18 protein-coding genes and 1 riboswitch are annotated in these 16,977 nt (G+C 70.6%); of the genes, 8 read left to right on the top strand and 10 right to left on the bottom strand.

Features of this window, described 5'->3' with window-relative positions; translation table 11 throughout:
* Positions 1-43 precede the first annotated feature (43 nt).
* Complete coding sequence (locus tag IF28_RS0132705; protein ID WP_030228137.1) at positions 44-283, bottom strand: hypothetical protein; 240 nt, start codon at positions 281-283, stop codon at positions 44-46.
* 156 nt (positions 284-439) lie between these two features.
* On the opposite strand from IF28_RS0132705, the gene IF28_RS0132700 reads away from it, so the two are divergent.
* The 7 genes from IF28_RS0132700 to IF28_RS0132670 all read left to right on the top strand — a co-directional run bounded on the left by IF28_RS0132700 (position 440) and on the right by IF28_RS0132670 (position 6,742).
* On the top strand, positions 440-1,189 hold the full coding sequence (locus IF28_RS0132700; protein WP_030228135.1) for a rhomboid family intramembrane serine protease: 750 nt from the start codon (positions 440-442) through the stop codon (positions 1,187-1,189).
* Positions 1,186-1,467 carry an Lrp/AsnC family transcriptional regulator gene (locus IF28_RS0132695; protein WP_030228131.1) on the top strand — a complete coding sequence of 94 codons (282 nt, stop codon included), beginning with the start codon at positions 1,186-1,188 and terminating at the stop codon, positions 1,465-1,467. Before IF28_RS0132700 ends, IF28_RS0132695 begins: the two co-directional genes overlap by 4 nt.
* A gap of 204 nt (positions 1,468-1,671) precedes the next feature.
* A complete protein-coding gene (locus tag IF28_RS0132690; RefSeq protein WP_030228127.1) occupies positions 1,672-1,926 on the top strand; it encodes a hypothetical protein in 255 nt (84 codons plus the stop codon).
* Positions 1,886-3,352 carry a sensor histidine kinase gene (locus tag IF28_RS0132685; RefSeq protein ID WP_030228124.1) on the top strand — a complete coding sequence of 489 codons (1,467 nt, stop codon included), beginning with the start codon at positions 1,886-1,888 and terminating at the stop codon, positions 3,350-3,352. The genes IF28_RS0132690 and IF28_RS0132685 overlap by 41 nt, the downstream gene beginning before the upstream one ends.
* A complete protein-coding gene (locus tag IF28_RS0132680) occupies positions 3,349-4,011 on the top strand; it encodes a response regulator transcription factor (RefSeq protein WP_030228121.1) in 663 nt (220 codons plus the stop codon). The genes IF28_RS0132685 and IF28_RS0132680 overlap by 4 nt, the downstream gene beginning before the upstream one ends.
* A gap of 78 nt (positions 4,012-4,089) precedes the next feature.
* Complete coding sequence (locus IF28_RS0132675; protein ID WP_030228118.1) at positions 4,090-5,505, top strand: SLC13 family permease; 1,416 nt, start codon at positions 4,090-4,092, stop codon at positions 5,503-5,505.
* A gap of 13 nt (positions 5,506-5,518) precedes the next feature.
* On the top strand, positions 5,519-6,742 hold the full coding sequence (locus tag IF28_RS0132670) for a glycerate kinase (protein ID WP_030228115.1): 1,224 nt from the start codon (positions 5,519-5,521) through the stop codon (positions 6,740-6,742).
* 29 nt (positions 6,743-6,771) lie between these two features.
* Here IF28_RS0132670 and IF28_RS0132665 read toward each other — a convergent pair whose 3' ends face one another.
* The 6 genes from IF28_RS0132665 to IF28_RS0132640 all read right to left on the bottom strand — a co-directional run bounded on the left by IF28_RS0132665 (position 6,772) and on the right by IF28_RS0132640 (position 13,820).
* The gene (locus IF28_RS0132665) at positions 6,772-8,055 is read right to left on the bottom strand and encodes an aminotransferase class V-fold PLP-dependent enzyme (protein ID WP_030228112.1); all 1,284 of its coding nucleotides are present in this window, start codon (positions 8,053-8,055) and stop codon (positions 6,772-6,774) included.
* 160 nt (positions 8,056-8,215) lie between these two features.
* Positions 8,216-8,332, bottom strand: a riboswitch (SAM riboswitch).
* Positions 8,333-8,408: 76 nt separating this feature from the next.
* On the bottom strand, positions 8,409-9,473 hold the full coding sequence (trpD, locus tag IF28_RS0132660; protein WP_030228109.1) for an anthranilate phosphoribosyltransferase: 1,065 nt from the start codon (positions 9,471-9,473) through the stop codon (positions 8,409-8,411).
* A gap of 153 nt (positions 9,474-9,626) precedes the next feature.
* Positions 9,627-11,264, bottom strand: coding sequence for a cytochrome b (locus IF28_RS0132655; RefSeq protein ID WP_030228107.1), 1,638 nt, complete (start codon positions 11,262-11,264; stop codon positions 9,627-9,629).
* Positions 11,261-12,319, bottom strand: coding sequence for a ubiquinol-cytochrome c reductase iron-sulfur subunit (locus IF28_RS0132650; RefSeq protein WP_030228104.1), 1,059 nt, complete (start codon positions 12,317-12,319; stop codon positions 11,261-11,263). Before IF28_RS0132650 ends, IF28_RS0132655 begins: the two co-directional genes overlap by 4 nt.
* Positions 12,316-13,128: a c-type cytochrome gene (locus IF28_RS0132645; protein WP_030228103.1), complete on the bottom strand. Its 813-nt coding sequence runs from the start codon at positions 13,126-13,128 to the stop codon at positions 12,316-12,318. Before IF28_RS0132645 ends, IF28_RS0132650 begins: the two co-directional genes overlap by 4 nt.
* 80 nt (positions 13,129-13,208) lie before the next feature.
* Positions 13,209-13,820 (bottom strand): cytochrome c oxidase subunit 3, encoded by a 612-nt coding sequence (locus IF28_RS0132640; RefSeq protein ID WP_030228102.1) that lies wholly within the window; start codon positions 13,818-13,820, stop codon positions 13,209-13,211.
* A 227-nt stretch (positions 13,821-14,047) separates the two neighbouring features.
* On the opposite strand from IF28_RS0132640, the gene IF28_RS0132635 reads away from it, so the two are divergent.
* Positions 14,048-14,449, top strand: coding sequence for a response regulator transcription factor (locus IF28_RS0132635; protein WP_030228101.1), 402 nt, complete (start codon positions 14,048-14,050; stop codon positions 14,447-14,449).
* A gap of 268 nt (positions 14,450-14,717) precedes the next feature.
* On the opposite strand, the gene IF28_RS0132630 is transcribed toward IF28_RS0132635, so the two are convergent.
* The 3 genes from IF28_RS0132630 to IF28_RS0132620 form a co-directional block, all read right to left on the bottom strand.
* Entirely contained in the window at positions 14,718-15,995 is a 1,278-nt protein-coding gene (locus tag IF28_RS0132630; protein WP_030228098.1) for a L,D-transpeptidase, read from the bottom strand.
* A gap of 121 nt (positions 15,996-16,116) precedes the next feature.
* A complete protein-coding gene (locus IF28_RS0132625; protein ID WP_030228094.1) occupies positions 16,117-16,515 on the bottom strand; it encodes a cytochrome c oxidase subunit 4 in 399 nt (132 codons plus the stop codon).
* Positions 16,512-16,977 (bottom strand): cbb3-type cytochrome c oxidase subunit I (locus IF28_RS0132620; protein ID WP_030228092.1); only part of this gene is annotated, 466 nt, incomplete at its 5' end. The genes IF28_RS0132620 and IF28_RS0132625, both read right to left, overlap by 4 nt.

Genomic DNA, 16,977 nt, shown 5'->3' with positions numbered 1-16,977 from the left:
CGGCCCCGTGCGCGGGGTCGCCGTCAGCGGGGCCCGCTCCCAGTCAGGAGCCGGCACCCGGCCTGTCCACGAGTTCCACCTGGTCCACCGCGTTGCACCAGCGGCACCTCACCGTCTCAATGGTCTCATCGAGCACCTGGCGCTCCTCGACCTTGGGCTCTCCGGCCAGATCGAGGTGGACGTACTCGACGACCTTCGAGGAGCGGGTCACGTCGAAGCGGGTGAGGTTGCCGCAGAGGGTGCAGCGCCACCGCGTCGAGGCGGTCGGCAGAGGAACCGTCATCGTGGCTGTTCGCCTTCCTTCCAGTGTCCGTGACACACCGGATCCCCGGTGCGTGTGGCTCGTAACCCTACGGCCTGGGGGGTCTTCGCCGCCCGCCCGTCCGGGGCGGCGAGGCGGTCTGTGCGGTTGCGTCCGGTTACGTCATGCTCTGTGTTCATGATCCGCAAGTGGAGCGGGGCGGCCGCCGGGGCGATCCGGGGGACGTCCGCGCCGGTCACCCACACCCTCATCGTGCTGTGCTGCCTGGTCTTCCTCATCGGACCGGCGTCGGGCCTCAACCCGGCGGACGGCGGCGGGGAGGAGCTGCTGGCCGCGCAAAGGGCCTATTTCAGGCGCTGGGGCGTCATTCCCGCAGACCTGTTCGAAGGATCCCCCGGGATCACTCCCGCGGCCCTCCTCACCCCCGCCACGGCGCTGTTCGTGCACGGCAGCTGGGTGCATCTGCTCGGCAACATGCTGTTCCTCCAGGTCTTCGGAGCGATGGCCGAGGCGCGGATGGGCCAGGTGCGGTTCACCCTCTGTTACGCCGGCTGCGGCTATCTCGCGCTGCTGGGGTACGCCGCCGCCAACGCCGGGTCCGAGCGGTCGCTGGTCGGTGCCTCGGGGGCGATCTCGGCGGTGCTCGGCGCGTTCCTGTTCCTGTTCCCGCGGGCGCGGGTCACCAGTCTGCTGCCGTTCCTGTTCTTCCTGCCGGTGCGGCTGCCGGCGTGGGTGGTGCTGCCGTTCTGGGCCGCGCTGCAGTGGGTGGCGGCTTCCGGGCAGGTCGGTGAGGGGCCGGGGGTGGCGTATCTGGCGCATCTGATCGGGTTCGGGCTGGGGCTCGGCTACGCGTGGGTGCGGTTCGGGCGGGCGACTACAGTGAAGGGCACCCCTGCTCCGGCCCCCGAGGGAGAGAACCAGCCGTGATCACCGCGATCGTCCTCGTCAAGACCAGTGTGGACCGGATTCCCGAGATCGCGGAGGAGATCGCCGCGCTGGAGAGCGTGAGCGAGGTGTTCTCCGTGACCGGGACGTATGACCTGATCGCGATGGTGCGGGTGCGGGAGCACGAGGATCTGGCGGAGGTCATTCCGGGGCGGATCAGCAAGATCGCGGGGGTGGAGGGGACGGATACGCATGTGGCGTTCCGGACGTACTCCCAGCATGATCTGGAGGCCGCGTTCGCCATCGGGCTGGACAGTTAGAGGGCGGGGCGCCGGCTTTTCCCGCCCCCGCCGCCCCCTCCCGTCCCCCGGGGGCGCTGCCCCCGGACCCCGGTCCTCGAACGCCGGAAGGGCTGGATGGGGCTGAGGGGGTGGGTGGTGCGGGCGGGCTTGATATGGCGCGCATGAAGAGTTCTTCATCTCGGGCTCATGCCGGCCGTGCTCTCGGGTGGGGATTCTCGGGGCATGGTTTTTAGTCGTCGGATGGCGGCCCTGGGGGCCGTCGTGCTGATTCCGCTAGGTGTGGCCGCTACCAGTTTCGCGCTCGCCGACAGTCCTGAGCCGCCCAAGGTGCCGCCCCAGGTGGAGCTGGACAGCGGTTCCCCCACTCCTTCGCGGCCCGAGGCCACGCCCAGTGACGAGGTGGTCTCGCGTCCGCCCGTGAACGACAGCCCTGCGGATGACGACGATGACGACGACAGAGGCGACGACGACGGCTGACGGCGGCCGGCGGCGGATCTCCGCCCGAGTCCGCATCCTGCTGTGGCTGCTGTTCGTGATGGCGGTGGCGCTCGCCTCGGTCGCCACGACCACCCGCTCCTTCCTGCTGCGGGACGTCGACCACCGGATCAGCGGGCTGCTCGCCCAGGAGGCCGGAGAGTTCGCCAACTTCGAGGAGCGGGGCTTCGATCCGGAGACCGGCCGTCCCTTCACCGACCCGGACCGGCTGCTGCGGGTCTTCCTGGAACGGCAGTACGCCGACCCGGACGAGGAGCTGGTCGGTCTGGTCGCCCGCAGCGGCAAAGGCCCGGCGAAGCTCACCCAGCCCCGCGATCTGCCCGTCGCCCTGCCCCTGCACCGGGACCGGGAGGCTCAGCGCCGTATCTTCGCGTCGACGGACGCCTCCGGGGTGCTGCACCGGCCGGAGGGCGAGATCCGCTGGGCCAAAGTGTCCGTCACCCGGCACGGCGGCGGGGACCCGGCGGCGGCGTTCGTCGTCGCCTTCCACCCCGAGCGTGAGGTGGCGCGCGTGGACGAGGTGTTCCGGGTGCTGCTCGCCATCTCCGGGGTGGCCCTGCTGCTGACCACCGGTATCGGCTGGGCGGTCGCCGGGCGGATCCTGCAGCCCGTGCGGCTGGTGCGCACCGCCGCCGCGCAGCTCACCGAGCAGGACCTCACCCGCCGTATCCCGGTGCGCGGCCACGACGACATCGCGGCCCTCGCCGAGACGTTCAACGCGATGCTGGACCGGCTGGAGCGGGCGTTCGCCGTGCAGCGCCAGTTCGTCGACGACGCCGGCCACGAACTGCGCACCCCCATCACCATCGTGCGCGGCCATCTGGAGCTGATGGGCGACGACCCGGCCGAACGCGAGGAGACCGTCCGGCTGGTCACCGACGAACTCGACCGGATGAGCCGCATCGTGGAGGACCTGCTGCTGCTCGCCAAGGCGGAACGCCCCGACTTCGTCACCCCCGAGCCGGTGCAGCTCGCCGAACTCACCGCGGACGTCTACGTCAAGGCCCGCACCCTCGGCGAACGCGACTGGCAGCTCACCGGCACAGCCGACCGGGAGGCCGAACTGGACCCGCAGCGGATCACGCAGGCGATGGTGCAGCTGGCGCAGAACGCGGTGCAGCACACCACCACCGGCCAGACCATCCGCATCGGCTCCCGCGCCGAGGGCCCGCTCATCGAGCTGTACGTCGCCGACTCCGGGCCAGGTGTCCGGCCGCAGGACCGGGAGCTGGTCTTCGAACGCTTCCGGCGCGGCGCCTCCCGGCGCGGAACACGCGGCTCGGGCGCCGGACTCGGCCTGTCCATCGTCAAGGCGATCGCCGAAGGTCACGGCGGCCGGGTCCGCCTGGACGACACCGAGGGCGGCGGCGCCACCTTCGTACTCACCCTGGAAGAGGCACGCCCGTGAACCGCATTCTGATCGTCGAGGACGAGGAACGCATCGCCTCCTTCGTGGAGAAGGGCCTGCGCGCCAACGGCTTCACCACCACCGCGGTACCCGACGGGGAGGCCGGCTACGAGTACGCGCTGACCGGCGGCTTCGACCTCATCGTCCTGGACATCGGCCTGCCCGGCCGGGACGGCTTCACCGTCCTGCGCGAACTGCGCGAGTCCCGGGTGACGACCCCGGTGATCGTGCTGACCGCGCGGGACTCGGTACGGGACACCGTGGCCGGTCTGGAGGGCGGCGCCGACGACTGGATGACCAAGCCGTTCCGCTTCGAGGAGCTGCTCGCCCGGGTACGGCTGCGGCTGCGCACGGCGGCCCGGGCGCCGGAGGTGACGGTGCTCAGGTGCGGTTCGCTCGGCCTCGATCTGCGCACCCGCCGCGCCCGGTCGGGGGAGCGCACCGTCGATCTGACGGCCCGCGAGTTCGTCCTCCTCGAGCTGTTCCTGCGGCACCCCGGGCAGGTGCTCTCCCGCGAGCAGATCCTGTCCCACGTCTGGGGCTACGACTTCGACCCGGGCTCCAACATCGTGGACGTCTACGTACGGGCGTTGCGCAAGAAGCTCGGCGCGGAGAAGGTGGAGACGGTCCGCGGGATGGGCTACCGGCTCCCCGCCTGAGGACCGTCCCCGGCCGGGTGAAGTTTCCTTCATCTGCGGCTCATCGACGGCTCACCGCCCCGGTGAACCCTCGTTGACGTGACACTGAATCCCCGCTTGACCACGGCCCTGTGCCTGGCGCTGTCGCTGTGCGCGCTGCTCGCGGTCCCCGGCACCTTCCCCGGCCTCGGCGGGGACGCGCGGCTCACCCTCGCCGTGTTCGCGCTGGCGACCTGCGCGTGGGTCGGTACGCCGGTCGACGACACGTACGTCGCGCTGGGCGCCGGACTCGCGCTGACGGTGACCGGGGTGATCAGCAGCGACACCCTCTTCGGCACCCTCGGCGACTCGACGGTGTGGCTGCTGATCTGCGCGTTCATATTGGCCGCCGCGGTGACCCGGACCGGGCTCGCCGGGCGGGCGGCCGCCTTCCTGGTCGGCGGGGCCCGTACGGTGCGGCAGTTGACGCATCTGACGACGGCCGCGCTGGTCGTCACCGCCTTCGCGGTGCCGGCCACCTCGGGGCGGGCGGCGCTCGCCCTGCCTGTGTTCCTCGCCCTCGCCAAGGCGCTCGCCGACCGGAAACGACTGGTCGTGATGCTGGCGCTGCTGTTCCCGACCGTGATCCTTCTGTCCGCGGTGGCGACCCTGATCGGCGCGGGAGCGCATCTGATCACCGTGTCGGTGCTGTGGGAGGCCGCCGGGGAGCGCGTCGGGTTCACCCAGTGGCTGCTGCTGGGACTGCCGCTGGCCGTGGCCTCCTCCCATCTGGCCGCCGAAGCCGTCCTGTTGACGACCACCCGGCGCACGGACCGCAGGGGTCCGGTGCACATCACCGCCGAGGAGATCCAGCGGCACAGCGACCGCCCGGTCACCGGGCCCTGGACCCAGGCCGAGAAGCGCTGCGCGCTGCTGCTGGCCACGGTGGTCGCCCTGTGGTGCAGCGAGCCGCTGCACAGGGTGTCGCCGGCCATGGTCGCGCTGATCGGCGCGGTGGTCGCCGCCTCGCCGGCGCTGGGCACCGTACGGCTGAAGGACGCGCTGAAGACCGTGCCGTGGTCGCTGCTGCTGTTCATGGCGGCGACGATGGCGATGGGCGTGGCGCTCGCCGAGTCGGGCGCGGCGAAGTGGCTGGTGGGCGGGTTGCCGGCGACCGTCACGCCGGTGATGTTCCTGGCGGTCGTGATCGCCGTCAGCACCGCCGCCCATCTGGTGCTGCAGTCCCGTTCCGCCCGGTCGTCCGTGCTGGTCCCGCTGGTGGTCGCGGCGGCCGTCGGCGCCGGGGTGAACCCGGTCGCCGCCGCGCTCGCCTCCACCGCCGCCGCGGGCTTCTGCCACACGCTCCCGGCCTCCGCGAAGCCGGTCACCCTCTTCGCGGACATCCCCGATACCCCCACCTACACCCCGCGCGACCTGCTGCGGCTGTCCGCCGTGCTGGCCCCGCTCACCGCAGCCCTGGTGCTGCTGTTCGCCGTCGCGGTGTGGCCGCTGCTCGGCGTCCCCGTGACCCGCTAAGGAGTCTCCCCTCATGCTGAACCGTGTCGTCGTAGCCCCCAGCGGCTTCAAGGAGTCGCTGTCCGCCCAGGCCGTTGCCGACTCCATCGCGGCGGGCGTCCGCCGGGTGCTGCCGGACGCCGAGATCGACCTCGTCCCGCTGGTGGACGGCGGTGAGGGCACGGCGGCGGCGCTGGCCTCGGCCACCGGCGGCCGGCTGGTCGCGCTGGCCGCCACGGGTCCGGTCGGCGAACCGGTGGGCACCCACTTCGCGCTGCTCGGCTCCCGGGACACGGCGGTGGTGGAGATGGCGGCGGTGGCCGGCCTCTCCCTCGTCCCCCACAGCCGCCGCGACCCCGGCGCCACCACCACGTACGGTGTCGGCGAGCTGATCCGCGCTGCGCTCGACCAGGGAGTACGGCGGGTGCTGGTGGGGTGCGGCGACTCGGGCACGTCCGACGGAGGGGCGGGGGCGCTGCAGGCGCTGGGGGCGCGGTTGCTGGACGCGGACGGCTTCGAACTGCTGCCGGGCGGACGGGAACTGACGCGCCTTGCGCGCGTCGATCCGACGGGGCTCGATCCGCGGCTCGGTGCGGTGGAGCTTCTGGTCGCCTGCAATCCCTACAACGTGCTGTGCGGGGAGCGGGGCGTGGCGCGGGTGTTCGGTCCGCAGAAGGGCGCTACGCCGGCGCAGGTGGAGGAGTTGTCGGACGGGCTGGAGAACTGGGCGCGGGTGCTGACGCGGGATCTGGCCGTCGGGGATGTGGATCTGCGGCTCGGTCGGGGGACGGGGGCGTCGGGCGGGCTCGGAGCGGGGCTCGCCGCCGTGGGCGGCGCGCTGCTGCCCCGCTTCCCCGTGCTGCTGGACCATCTCGACCTGGACGCCCGGCTGGCGCGGGCGGACCTGGTGGTGACGGCGGAGGGGGCGCTGGACCACCAGACGCCCCGGGGAAAGGTGCCGGCGGAGGTGGCCCGGCGGGCGAAGCTGTCGGGGCGGCCGGTGCTGGCGTTGGCGGGGACGTTGGGGGAGGGGGCGGGGGCGGTGCCGGGGGTCGACGCGTGCCAGGGGATCCTGCCCGGGCCGATGGGGTTGCCCGAGGCGTTGGTCCGCGGCGCGGAACTGTTGACCGACGCGACGGAGCGGGCGCTGCGGATGATCGTGCTGGGCGCTCGGCTGCCGGGTACCGAGGGGGCGCTGCCCCCGGACCCCCGTTCCTCACACGCCGGAGCGGCCAGAACCAGCCCATCCGGTGTGTGAGGAGCGGGGTCCGGGACGGAACCCCAAGGTCAGACCAGTTCCCGTACCGCCCGCACGAAGCGCTCCACGTGCTCGTCCGGCGTACCCGCCCCGAAGCTGACGCGGATCGCCCCCAGCGAGTCCGCGGAGCCGCACTCGCCCTCCGCCCCCGTCAGCACCCGCACCAGCGGATGCGCGCAGAACAACCCGTCCCGCACCCCGATTCCGTACGAGCCGGAGAGCGCCGCGGCGAAGGACGGGCTCTTCCACCCCTCGACCACGAACGACAGCACACCCACCCGCGCCGCGTCGTCCCCGAACAGCGACAGGAACCGCACCTCGGGCACATCCGCCAGTCCCTCCCGCACCACGCGGATCAGCCGCTCCTCGCGGGCCCGCAACGCGTCGAACCCCGCCGAGCCGAGCGCCTTGCAGGCGGACGCGATGGCGTGGGCGCCGATGACGTTGGGCGAGCCGGCCTCGTGCCGGGCCACGCCCTCGTGCCACTCGACGTCCACTCCCCCGTCCTGCCGCCGGGCGACCCTACGGCTGGCGCCGCCGCCCGCGAGGTACGGCTCGGCCTCATCCAGCCAGTCCGTGCGGCCCGCCAGCACACCGGACCCGAAGGGCGCGTACAGCTTGTGCCCCGAGAAGGCGACCCAGTCGACGTCCAGCTCCCGGACGCTCACCGGGTGGTGCGGAGCGAGCTGCGCGGCGTCCAGCACGATCCGCGCACCGTGCGCGTGCGCGACGGCCGCGAGTTCCCGTACGGGCCACAGCTCGCCGGTGACGTTGGAGGCGCCGGTGACGCAGACGAGGGCGGGGCCGTGCGGGTCGCGGCCGGCGAGGGCGCGCTCCAGGGTGTCGACGGCCGCGCGGTGGCTGCGCGGGGCGTCGAGGAAGGTGACGCGGGCGTTCCTCCAGGGCAGCAGGGAGGCGTGGTGCTCGGTCTCGAACACGAACACCTCGCAGCCGTCGGGGAGGGCGGTGGCGAGCAGGTTGAGGGAGTCGGTGGTGGACCGGGTGAACAGCACCTGGTCGCCGGTACGGCAGTCGAGGAACTCGGCGACGGTCCGGCGGGCGTTCTCGAACAGGTCGGTGGAGAGCTGGGAGAGGTATCCGGCGCCCCGGTGGACACTGCCGTAGTACGGCGCGTACGCGGCCACGTCGTCCCACACCCGCTGGAGGGCGGGGGCGCTGGCGGCGTAGTCGAGCGCGGCGTAGGTGACCTCGCCACCGGAGGCGAGGGGGACGGTGACGTCCAGTCCGAGGACGGGCAGCGGGGCACGGACGGACGGGGCGGCGGCGGTAGCGGTGGCGGTGGAGACGGACATGGCGGAACTCCCGTGGGGGCAGGCGGAATTCCCGTACGAGCACGCGGCGCTCAAGCACGGAAGAAAGGGAAAGGGTGCGCGGAGGCGGGGCTCGGCGGCCCTATCGCATTCGCTTGCTCACGGGAGGCTCCTCGACGACCAGGACCCCTGGTGCGTGAGGGGTCCGCGCTTGCCGTGAGCCTTGCTGCCCACGGCCTGGTCTTCACCCGGGGCACCCCGCCACGGACGGAGGGTTGCCGGACAGCCGGCCGGGGCCTGATGGCTGTCACTCATGACCTGGACAGGAACGTACGCGAAATGATCGATGCCCCGCAACCCGTGTCCGGATCGCGGGACATGACAGCGTGGAACGGTTACGCGTTGCTGACCGTCACCCAGCGTTCCAGCACCCGCTTCGCCGCGCCGGAGTCGATCGCCTCGGCCGCCTGCGCCATACCGGCCCGGATCTGGTCCGTCAGGGTGCCGGGGCCCGGCTTCAGGGCGACCAGGGCCGCCGCCGAGTTCAGCAGGACCGCGTCCCGTACCGGGCCGGGCTCGCCGTCGAGGAGGCGGCGCGCCACCTCGGCGTTGTAGGAGGCGTCGGCGCCGCGCAGGGCCTCCACCGGGACCAGTTCGAGGCCGGCGTCGCGCGGGTCGAAGGCCTCCTCGGTGACCTTGCCGTCCCGGACCACCCACACCCGGGAGGTGGCGGTGGTGGTCAGCTCGTCGAGTCCGTCGTCGCCGCGGAACACCAGCGAGGAGTGACCGCGCCCGGCGAACACGCCCGCCATGATGGGCGCCATCCGGGGGTCGGCGACCCCGACCGCCTGCGCCTTGACCTGCGCCGGATTGGCCAGCGGGCCGAGGAAGTTGAACACCGTGCGGATGCCCAACTGGCCGCGCGCGGCGGCGACATGGCGCAGCGCCGGGTGGAACTTCACGGCGAAGCAGAAGGTGATCCCGGCCTCCTCCGCGACCTCGGCGACCCGGCGCGGGGTCAGCTGCAGATTGACGCCGAGCTTCTCCAGGACGTCGGAGGCGCCGGAGGCGGAGGACGCGGCCCGGTTGCCGTGCTTGACGACCTTGGCGCCGGTGCCGGCCACGACGATGGAGGACATCGTGGAGATGTTGACCGTCTTGGCGCCGTCACCGCCGGTGCCGACGATGTCGACCGTCTCGCCCGGCACCTGGATCACGTTGGCGTGGTCGTACAGCGCCCGGACGCAGCCGGTGATCTCCTCGACGGTCTCGCCCTTGGCGCGCAGCGACACCGCGAAGCCGGCGATCTGCGCGTCGGTCGCCTCGCCGCGCATGATCAGGTCCATGGCCCAGGCGGTGTCGTCGGCGGACAGGTCATGGCCGTCCAGCAGACCGTTCAGCAGGGCGGGCCAGGACCGGCCCGCCGCGGTGTCGCCTCCAGCGGGGGTCACAGCGCTCATGGCCGCTCCTGATGGTCGTAGAAGAGTCCGGGAAGCCGGGAAGGGTCCCGGGCTCCACCCTATCCAGGACCGGGGACGCCGAAGGGCCCCCGTCCGAAGAACGGACGGGGGCCCTTCGCCGTCGTGTGGCGACTGGGTTGGTGCCGCGGATGATCAGTGGTGGCCGTGGCCGCTCGTGATCTCCTTGTACTCCTCGACGGTCGGCTTCGGGATCTGGCCGTCGTCGCCGTAGTAGCCCTTGCTCAGCTTGGCGCGCAGCTTCTCCGTGGCCGACACCTTGCGGCGGACGCCGTTCTCGTCGACCGCCGGACCGATCTCGGCCGGCTGGTACTGCTCGTGCGCGGTGAGCGTGTGCAGCTGCTCCTGGCTGAGCGGCTCGTGGACCTCGATGAACTCACCGTGCGGCAGGCGCTTGATGATGCCCGACTCGCGGCCGTGCAGCACCTTGTCCTTGTCCCGGCGCTGCAGGCCGAGGCAGATCCGCTTGGTGACGATGAACGCCAGGACCGGAGCGACGAAGAACGCGATCCGGACGAACCAGGTGATGGCGTTGATCGACAGGTGGAAGTGCGTGGCCCACAGGTCGTTGCCACCGCCGACGAGGAGCACGAAGTACAGCGTGATCCAGGCGACGCCGAACGCGGTACGGGTCGGGACGTTGCGCGGGCGGTCCAGGATGTGGTGCTCGCGCTTGTCGCCGGTGACCCAGGACTCGATGAACGGGTACACCGCGATCGCGACCAGGACCAGCGGGAAGATCAGCAGCGGGATGAACACACCCAGGACGAGCGTGTGACCCCAGAAGTTGATCTCCCAGCCCGGCATGACACGGATCAGGCCTTCGGAGAAGCCCATGTACCAGTCGGGCTGGGCGCCGGTGGAGACCATGTCCGGGCGGTAGGGGCCGATGGCCCAGATCGGGTTGATCGTGGCGATGGCCGCGACGGCCGCGAGCACACCGAAGACCAGGAAGAAGAAGCCTCCGGCCTTGGCCATGTACACCGGCAGCAGCGGCATGCCGACCACGTTCTTGTTGGTCTTGCCGGGGCCCGCGAACTGCGTGTGCTTGTGGTAGAAGACCAGGATCAGGTGCGCCACCACGAGGCCGAGCATGATGCCCGGCAGCAGCAGGACGTGGATCGAGAAGAACCGGGCCACGAAGTCGTCGCCGGGGAACTCGCCGCCGAACAGGAAGAACGAGATGTACGTGCCGACGATCGGCACGGACAGGATCGCGCCCTCCATGAAGCGGATACCGGTGCCGGAGAGCAGGTCGTCCGGGAGCGAGTAGCCGGTGAAACCGGTGAACATGCCCAGGACGAACAGCAGGAAGCCGAACAGCCAGTTGATCTCACGCGGCTTGCGGAACGCGCCGGTGAAGAACACCCGCATCATGTGGATGAACATGCCGGCCAGGAAGACCAGCGCGGCCCAGTGGTGGATCTGCCGGATCAGCAGACCGCCACGGACGTCGAAGCTGATGTCCAGCGTCGACTTGTAGGCCTCGCTCATCAGCTGTCCCTGCATCGGGACGTAGCTGCCGTGGTACTCCACCTCGTTCATCGACGGGTGGAAGAACAGCGTCAGATACACACCCGTGAGGATGATGATCAGGAAGCTGTAGAGGCAGATCTCACCCAGCATGAACGACGGGTGGTCGGGGAAGATCTTCCGCATGTTGGCCTTGGCCAGGGAGTAGATCCCCAGCCGGCCGTCGGCCCAGTCGGCGACGCGTTCGCCGGCCGGTGCCTTCCCGCGTGAGCGGGACTCGGGGGTCGTCGTAGTACTCATCCGCGCTCCCAGAAGGCAGGACCGACGGGCTCGTCGAAGTCGCCGAGCGCTTCGAGGTAGCCCTCGTCGTTCACGCCGATGCGCAGCTGCGGCAGGGCGTGACCGGCGGGACCGAAGATCACCCGGGCTCCGTCGGAGAGGTCGAAGGTGGACTGGTGGCAGGGGCAGAGCGCGTGGTGCGTCTGCTGCTCGTACAGGGAGATCGGGCAACCGACGTGGGTGCAGATCTTCGAGTACGCGACGATGCCCTCGTGCGACCACTCGAGCTGGCGCTTGTCCTTGATGTCGTCCGGCTTGATCCGGACCAGCATCAGGGCGGCCTTGGCGATCTGGGTCTGGAATTCGTGGTCGTGCTCCTCCAGGCCCTCGGGCTTGGCGAAGGTCAGCGAGCCCACGATGATGTCGGACGGCCGCATCGGCTCGTTCGTGTTCATGTTGACCAGCAGCTTGCCCTTGGACCACAGGGTGTGGCGCAGCTTGGTCCCGGGCAGCGGCCCGAGGTCGCGCAGCAGCACCACGCCGGAGAGCGGGAACAGGGCGAGCGCGCCGAACATCGTGTTGCGGATCAGCTTGCGGCGGCCGAGCGCGGACTCCTTGGCACCCTGCCGGAAGTCGTCCATGACCTGCGCCTTGGTCTCCGGGGAGGCCTCGACCGGGTGGCGCTCGTCGGTGAGTTCCTGGTCGGACATCAGCGTGCGGGCCCAGTGGACCGCGCCGGCGCCGATGGCGAACAGGGCGACACCGAGGGTCATGCCGAGCGCGAAGTTCAGCGCGCCGATGTGACCGAGCGGGAAGATGTAGACGGACTTGTCGACCGGGATCGTCACGTACGAGGCGATGAAGCCGACGGTGGCCAGCATCGACAGCGTGAACAGCAGGGCGACCGTGCGCTCGGACCGCTTGGCGGCCCGCTCGTCGATGTCCTGGATCCGGTGCTCGTGGGGCGGCAGCCCCGGGTCGGCGAACGGGTTCCGCTCGTCCGCGAGCTTCACCGTGCCGTGGGGGGTGTCCTGCGCGTCGGGCAGGTTCTCTTCGGGGATGTCGTGGCTACTCATGACTTCTTGGCCTTTGCGGTCCGAGCGGCGACCCAGACGGCGGCCGCGATCAGCGCGCCGAGTCCGAAGACCCACGCGAACAGACCCTCGGAGACCGGGCCGAGTCCACCGAGCGTCAGTCCGCCGGGGCTCTCCGTCTCCTCACCGTTGACCGCGTTCAGGTACGCGATGATGTCCTTCTTGTTCTGCTCCGACAGCGTGGTGTCGGGGAACGAGGGCATGTTCTGCGGGCCGGTGAGCATGGCCTCGTAGATGTGCTTGGGGGCGACGCCGTCCAGGCTCGGGGCGTACTTGCCGTGCGTGAGCGCACCGCCCTTGCCGGTGAAGTTGTGGCACTGCGCGCAGTTGTTGCGGAACAGTTCGCCGCCCTTGGCGATGTCGGCGCCCTCGGGGCCGTACTGCGCCTCGGTGGGAACGGCCGGGCCTGCGCCCAGGGAGGCGATGTACGCCGCCAGCTGGTCGATCTCGGCCTGGTTGTAGATGGCCTTCTTGCGCGGGACCTGAGCGCCCTGCGAGGTGGCGGCCGGCATACGGCCGGTGCTCACCTGGAAGTCCACGGCCGCGGCGCCCACGCCCACCACGCTCGGACCGTCGGAGGTGCCCTGACCGCCGGTGCCGTGGCAGCTGGCGCAGCCGACCGTGTAGAGCTTCTTGCCCTCCTCGATCGTGAGGGTCTGGGCGGACTCGTCGGCCTGCGCCTTGTCCGCGGGTGCGAACACGGCGTACAGCCCCCCGGTGCATGCCAGCGCCAGGAGTAGGACGACGAGCGCCGCCAGCGGATGGCGTCGTCGTGCGGAGAGCTTTTTCACGGATTACCCCGGTGTCAGGATCTTCTGCGTCGATGCTTCTGGTTGGTGCGCTCCTGCGGAGCGCGCGGGTACGGGCCCGCCTACTTGATCATGTAGATCGTGGCGAAGAGTCCGATCCAGACGACATCGACGAAGTGCCAGTAATAGGACACGACGATCGCCGCGGTCGCCTGCTCGTGAGTGAACCTCTTGGCCGCGTAGGTCCGGCCCAGGACCAGCAGGAAGGCGATCAGGCCGCCTGTCACGTGCAGGCCGTGGAAACCGGTGGTCAGGTAGAAGACCGAGCCGTATGCGTCGGAGGAGAGGGACAGGCCCTCGTGCTTGACCAGCTCGGTGTACTCGAAGACCTGACCGCCGACGAAGACCGCGCCCATGATGAAGGTGACGATGAACCACATCCGGAGCTTCTTCACGTCACCGCGCTCGGCCGCGAACACTCCGAGCTGGCAGGTGAGGGAGGAGAGCACCAGGATCGTGGTGTTCGTCGCCGAGAACGGGAAGTTCAGGGCGTCGGCCTTCTCCGACCAGAAGTCGGGTCCGGTCACCGATCGCAGGGTGAAGTACATCGCGAAGAGGGCCGCGAAGAACATCAGCTCGGAACTCAGCCAGATGATGGTTCCGACGCTGGTGAGGTTCGGTCGGTTGACCGACGGGTGCGCGTGCCCGGTATCTACTGTCGTTGCTGTCGCCACGCCGACATTATGTCGGTCGCTTATCCCGCCCTCACTCCCGGGGGTGCCGTTCGGTGTGTTCGGCCCTCCTGGACTGCCCGGATGGCCCATGCGCGGCGCGTTGCGGACGGGTCTCGAAGGCGTGTCCGAACCAGTGTTGACAAGCGGTCGGAGGGGGTAGCATCCGCGCCATCGGTACCCGAAGTTCCCGACAGAGCCGTGCCCTCTCTCTTACGCGTGGAGGAACAATGCAGGCGACCGCCACGGTGCTGGTCTACAGCGACGACGCCAACACCCGGGAGCAGGTGCGGCTCGCCACGGGGCGACGGCCGGCGCCGGACGTGCCCGTCGTGGAGTTCGTGGAGTGTGCGACCCCGGCGGCGGTGCTGGCGGAGTTGGACCGGGGGGGTATCGACGTGTGTGTGCTGGACGGTGAGGCCGTGCCGATGGGGGGCATGGGGGTGTGCCGGCAGATCAAGGACGAGGTGTTCAACTGTCCGCCGGTGCTTTTGCTGATCGGCAGGCCGCAGGATGCGTGGCTGGCCACGTGGAGCCGGGCCGAGGCCGCGGTCACCTTGCCGGTGGAGCCGGTGGAGTTCGCCTCGGCGTTGGCCTCGCTGCTGCGGCGTAAGGCTCTCGCGGGGGCGTAGGGCTCTTCGCCGGGGGCGTAGGGCTCTTCGCGGGGGCCCGGGAGCTCGGTTCCGGCCGTGGTTCGGCGACCGCGGGCCCGGTGGGGGTTGTTCGCGCAGTTCCCCGCGCCCCTGAGGGTGCTGCCGACCGCGGTGTCTTCGAGCGGGGCGTGTGGCCGGGCCCCGGGGGTGTTGCCGTCCGCGCGGGCCGGTGGGGTTGTTCGCGCAGTTCCCCGCGCCCCTGGGGGTGTTGCCGTCGGCCGTACTGGCCCGCAGCACCCCCCGGGGGTCAAGCCGCCGTTGGCCGTAGACGTGGGCCTTCCTGGGGGGTCGGGGTCTTCTGGGTGGTCAGGGCGCTGCCTGCCTGCCATTGTTGCCAGTCGAGGTTCCAGTCGCCGTAGCCGTTGCCGAAGGGTTCCATCGTCTCGCCGGCCGAGTTCTCGACCTTGACGATGTCGCCCTCGCGGACGGTGTCGAAGAACCACTCCGCGTTGTCGGTGCTCATGCCGACGCAGCCGTGGCTGACGTTGTCGTAGCCCTGGGAGTCGACGGACCAGGGGGCGGCGTGCACGTACTCCCCGCTCCAGGTCACCCTCGTGGCGAAGCGGACGTCGAGGTCGTACGACTCGGAGGAGCCCTCGGCGATGCCGACGGTGGTACTGCGCATACGTACGAAGGGCTCCTTGCCGAGGACGACCTTGACGCCGTTGCGGGTCTCGAAGCCGGTCTTGCCGGTGGTGACCGGGATCTCCTTGATCTCCTCGTCGTTCTTGAAGACGGTCAGCTGGTGCGTGGCCGCGTCGGTGACGGCTATCACCCGGTCGCCGGTACGGATGGTCAGCGGCTCGGTCCTGCCGCCCCGCAGCCGGTCGTTGACCTTGAGGCCCTCCAGGATGCTGCGCACGCTGATGGTGGCGTGGGCGGGCCAGTAGTCCCGGGGGCGGTAGTGCAGCTTCTTGTCGTCCACCCAGTGCCAGGTGCCGGCCACGGCGGGCGTGGACTCGACCTTCAGCGAACGCTCCACCACGGCACGCTCGGCGCGGTCCTTGACGGGCTCGCTGAGTTCCGCCGTGAGGGGCTGGCCGACGCCGTACGTGCCCGCCCTGGGGCCGAAGGTGACGGCCAGCCGCTTGGCGGTGCCCGGCTTGCCGGTGGTGAAGGTGAGGACCTTGCGGCCGGACCCCCCGTCCTCGTCCTCGGTGCTCACCCGGACCGTGTACTGGGCGTCGGCGGCCAGCGGGGAGGTGCTGTGCCAGCGGCTGCCGTCGGCGGCCAGTTCGCCCGTCACGTGGCGCCCGGAGGCGTCCACGGCGGTGACGTCCGTGATACGGCCGTCGGAGTCCTCGGCCACCACTTCCAGGGGCTTGTCGGGGTCGGCCTTCTTGCCGGCCTCGATGGATCCGCTGAAGGAGATCCGGTCCGCCGCGTCGTAGGGCTCGGCGGACAGCGGGCTGCCGTCCGAGGAGCAGCCGGCGACGCCCGCGCCGAGGGCGATCACCAGCAGGGCGCGGCCCACGACGCGGCTTCGCCCGGCACCCGCGCCACGAGGAGGCTCTGTGTGTCTCATGTCCTCACGCTAGGAACCCGTCAGGGCGTCGGCTCACTGGACGGCCCGAACGGGTGAGGTCACGACGAAGGGCCCGGACACCACCGATGGGGGGTGTCCGGGCCCTTCGTCGTCGTGCTGGTTACTGGGTGCGGTTCTCACCGCGGTAGTACTCGAAGACCCAGCCCCACAGGCCGATCAGGAGCATCGGCAGCGAGAAGTAGAGCAGCCACCAGCCGATCGCGATGCCCATGAAGGCCAGGGCGCCGCCCACGGCCAGGGCGAGCGGCTGCCAGCTGTGCGGGCTGAAGAACCCGACCTCGCCGGCCTCGTCGGCGACGTCCGCCTCCTTGTCGTCCTGCGCGCCCGCGTCGACCCGCCGGGCCGTGAAGCCCAGGTAGAAGCCGATCATGATGCTCAGGCCGAAGGCCAGGAAGAGAGCGGTGGTGCCGGCCGGCTCCTTCGACCACACGCCATAGACACACGCCATGACGAGGAGGAAGACGCTCAGCCACATGAACATCTTGCCCTGGATCTTCACTTGCCGGCCTCCTTGCCACCCGAGAGGGCCTTCTCGCCGTGACCGGCGTTCTGGAGCTCGTCGAGCGCGGCGATCTCCGGGTGATGCAGGTCGAACGCCGGGGATTCACTGCGGATCCGCGGCAGGGTGAGGAAGTTGTGCCGCGGCGGCGGGCAGGAGGTCGCCCACTCGAGGGAGCGGCCGTAGCCCCACGGGTCGTCCACCTCGATCTTCTTGCCGTACTTCGCCGTCTTCCAGATGTTGTAGAGGAACGGCAGGATCGACAGACCGAGCAGGAACGAGGCGATCGTGGAGACGGTGTTCAGCGCGGTGAAGCCGTCGGCGGCGAGGTAGTCCGCGTACCGGCGCGGCATGCCCTCGGCACCCAGCCAGTGCTGGACGAGGAAGGTGCCGTGGAAGCCGGTGAACAGCGTCCAGAAGGTGATCTTGCCGAGGCGTTCGTCGAGCATCTTGCCGGTGAAC

Origin of the sequence: Streptomyces sp. NRRL WC-3626 (genome assembly GCF_000718785.1) — a bacterium.
Classification (GTDB): Bacteria; Actinomycetota; Actinomycetes; order Streptomycetales; family Streptomycetaceae; genus Streptomyces; species Streptomyces edwardsiae.
This window is presented reverse-complemented; position numbering and strand designations above follow the sequence as displayed.

Excerpts from the sequence above, each read along its gene's own strand:
- IF28_RS0132700 (WP_030228135.1), top strand. The coding sequence starts at position 440 with ATGATCCGCAAGTGGAGCGGGGCGGCCGCCGGGGCGATCCGGGGGACG.
- IF28_RS0132685 (WP_030228124.1), top strand. The coding sequence starts at position 1,886 with ATGACGACGATGACGACGACAGAGGCGACGACGACGGCTGACGGCGGC.
- IF28_RS0132635 (WP_030228101.1), top strand. The coding sequence starts at position 14,048 with ATGCAGGCGACCGCCACGGTGCTGGTCTACAGCGACGACGCCAACACC.
- trpD (WP_030228109.1), bottom strand. The coding sequence starts at position 9,473 with ATGAGCGCTGTGACCCCCGCTGGAGGCGACACCGCGGCGGGCCGGTCC.
- IF28_RS0132670 (WP_030228115.1), top strand. The coding sequence starts at position 5,519 with ATGCTGAACCGTGTCGTCGTAGCCCCCAGCGGCTTCAAGGAGTCGCTG.
- IF28_RS0132650 (WP_030228104.1), bottom strand. The coding sequence starts at position 12,319 with ATGAGTAGCCACGACATCCCCGAAGAGAACCTGCCCGACGCGCAGGAC.
- IF28_RS0132705 (WP_030228137.1), bottom strand. The coding sequence starts at position 283 with ATGACGGTTCCTCTGCCGACCGCCTCGACGCGGTGGCGCTGCACCCTC.
- IF28_RS0132655 (WP_030228107.1), bottom strand. The coding sequence starts at position 11,264 with ATGAGTACTACGACGACCCCCGAGTCCCGCTCACGCGGGAAGGCACCG.
- IF28_RS0132690 (WP_030228127.1), top strand. The coding sequence starts at position 1,672 with ATGGTTTTTAGTCGTCGGATGGCGGCCCTGGGGGCCGTCGTGCTGATT.
- IF28_RS0132665 (WP_030228112.1), bottom strand. The coding sequence starts at position 8,055 with ATGTCCGTCTCCACCGCCACCGCTACCGCCGCCGCCCCGTCCGTCCGT.
- IF28_RS0132630 (WP_030228098.1), bottom strand. The coding sequence starts at position 15,995 with ATGAGACACACAGAGCCTCCTCGTGGCGCGGGTGCCGGGCGAAGCCGC.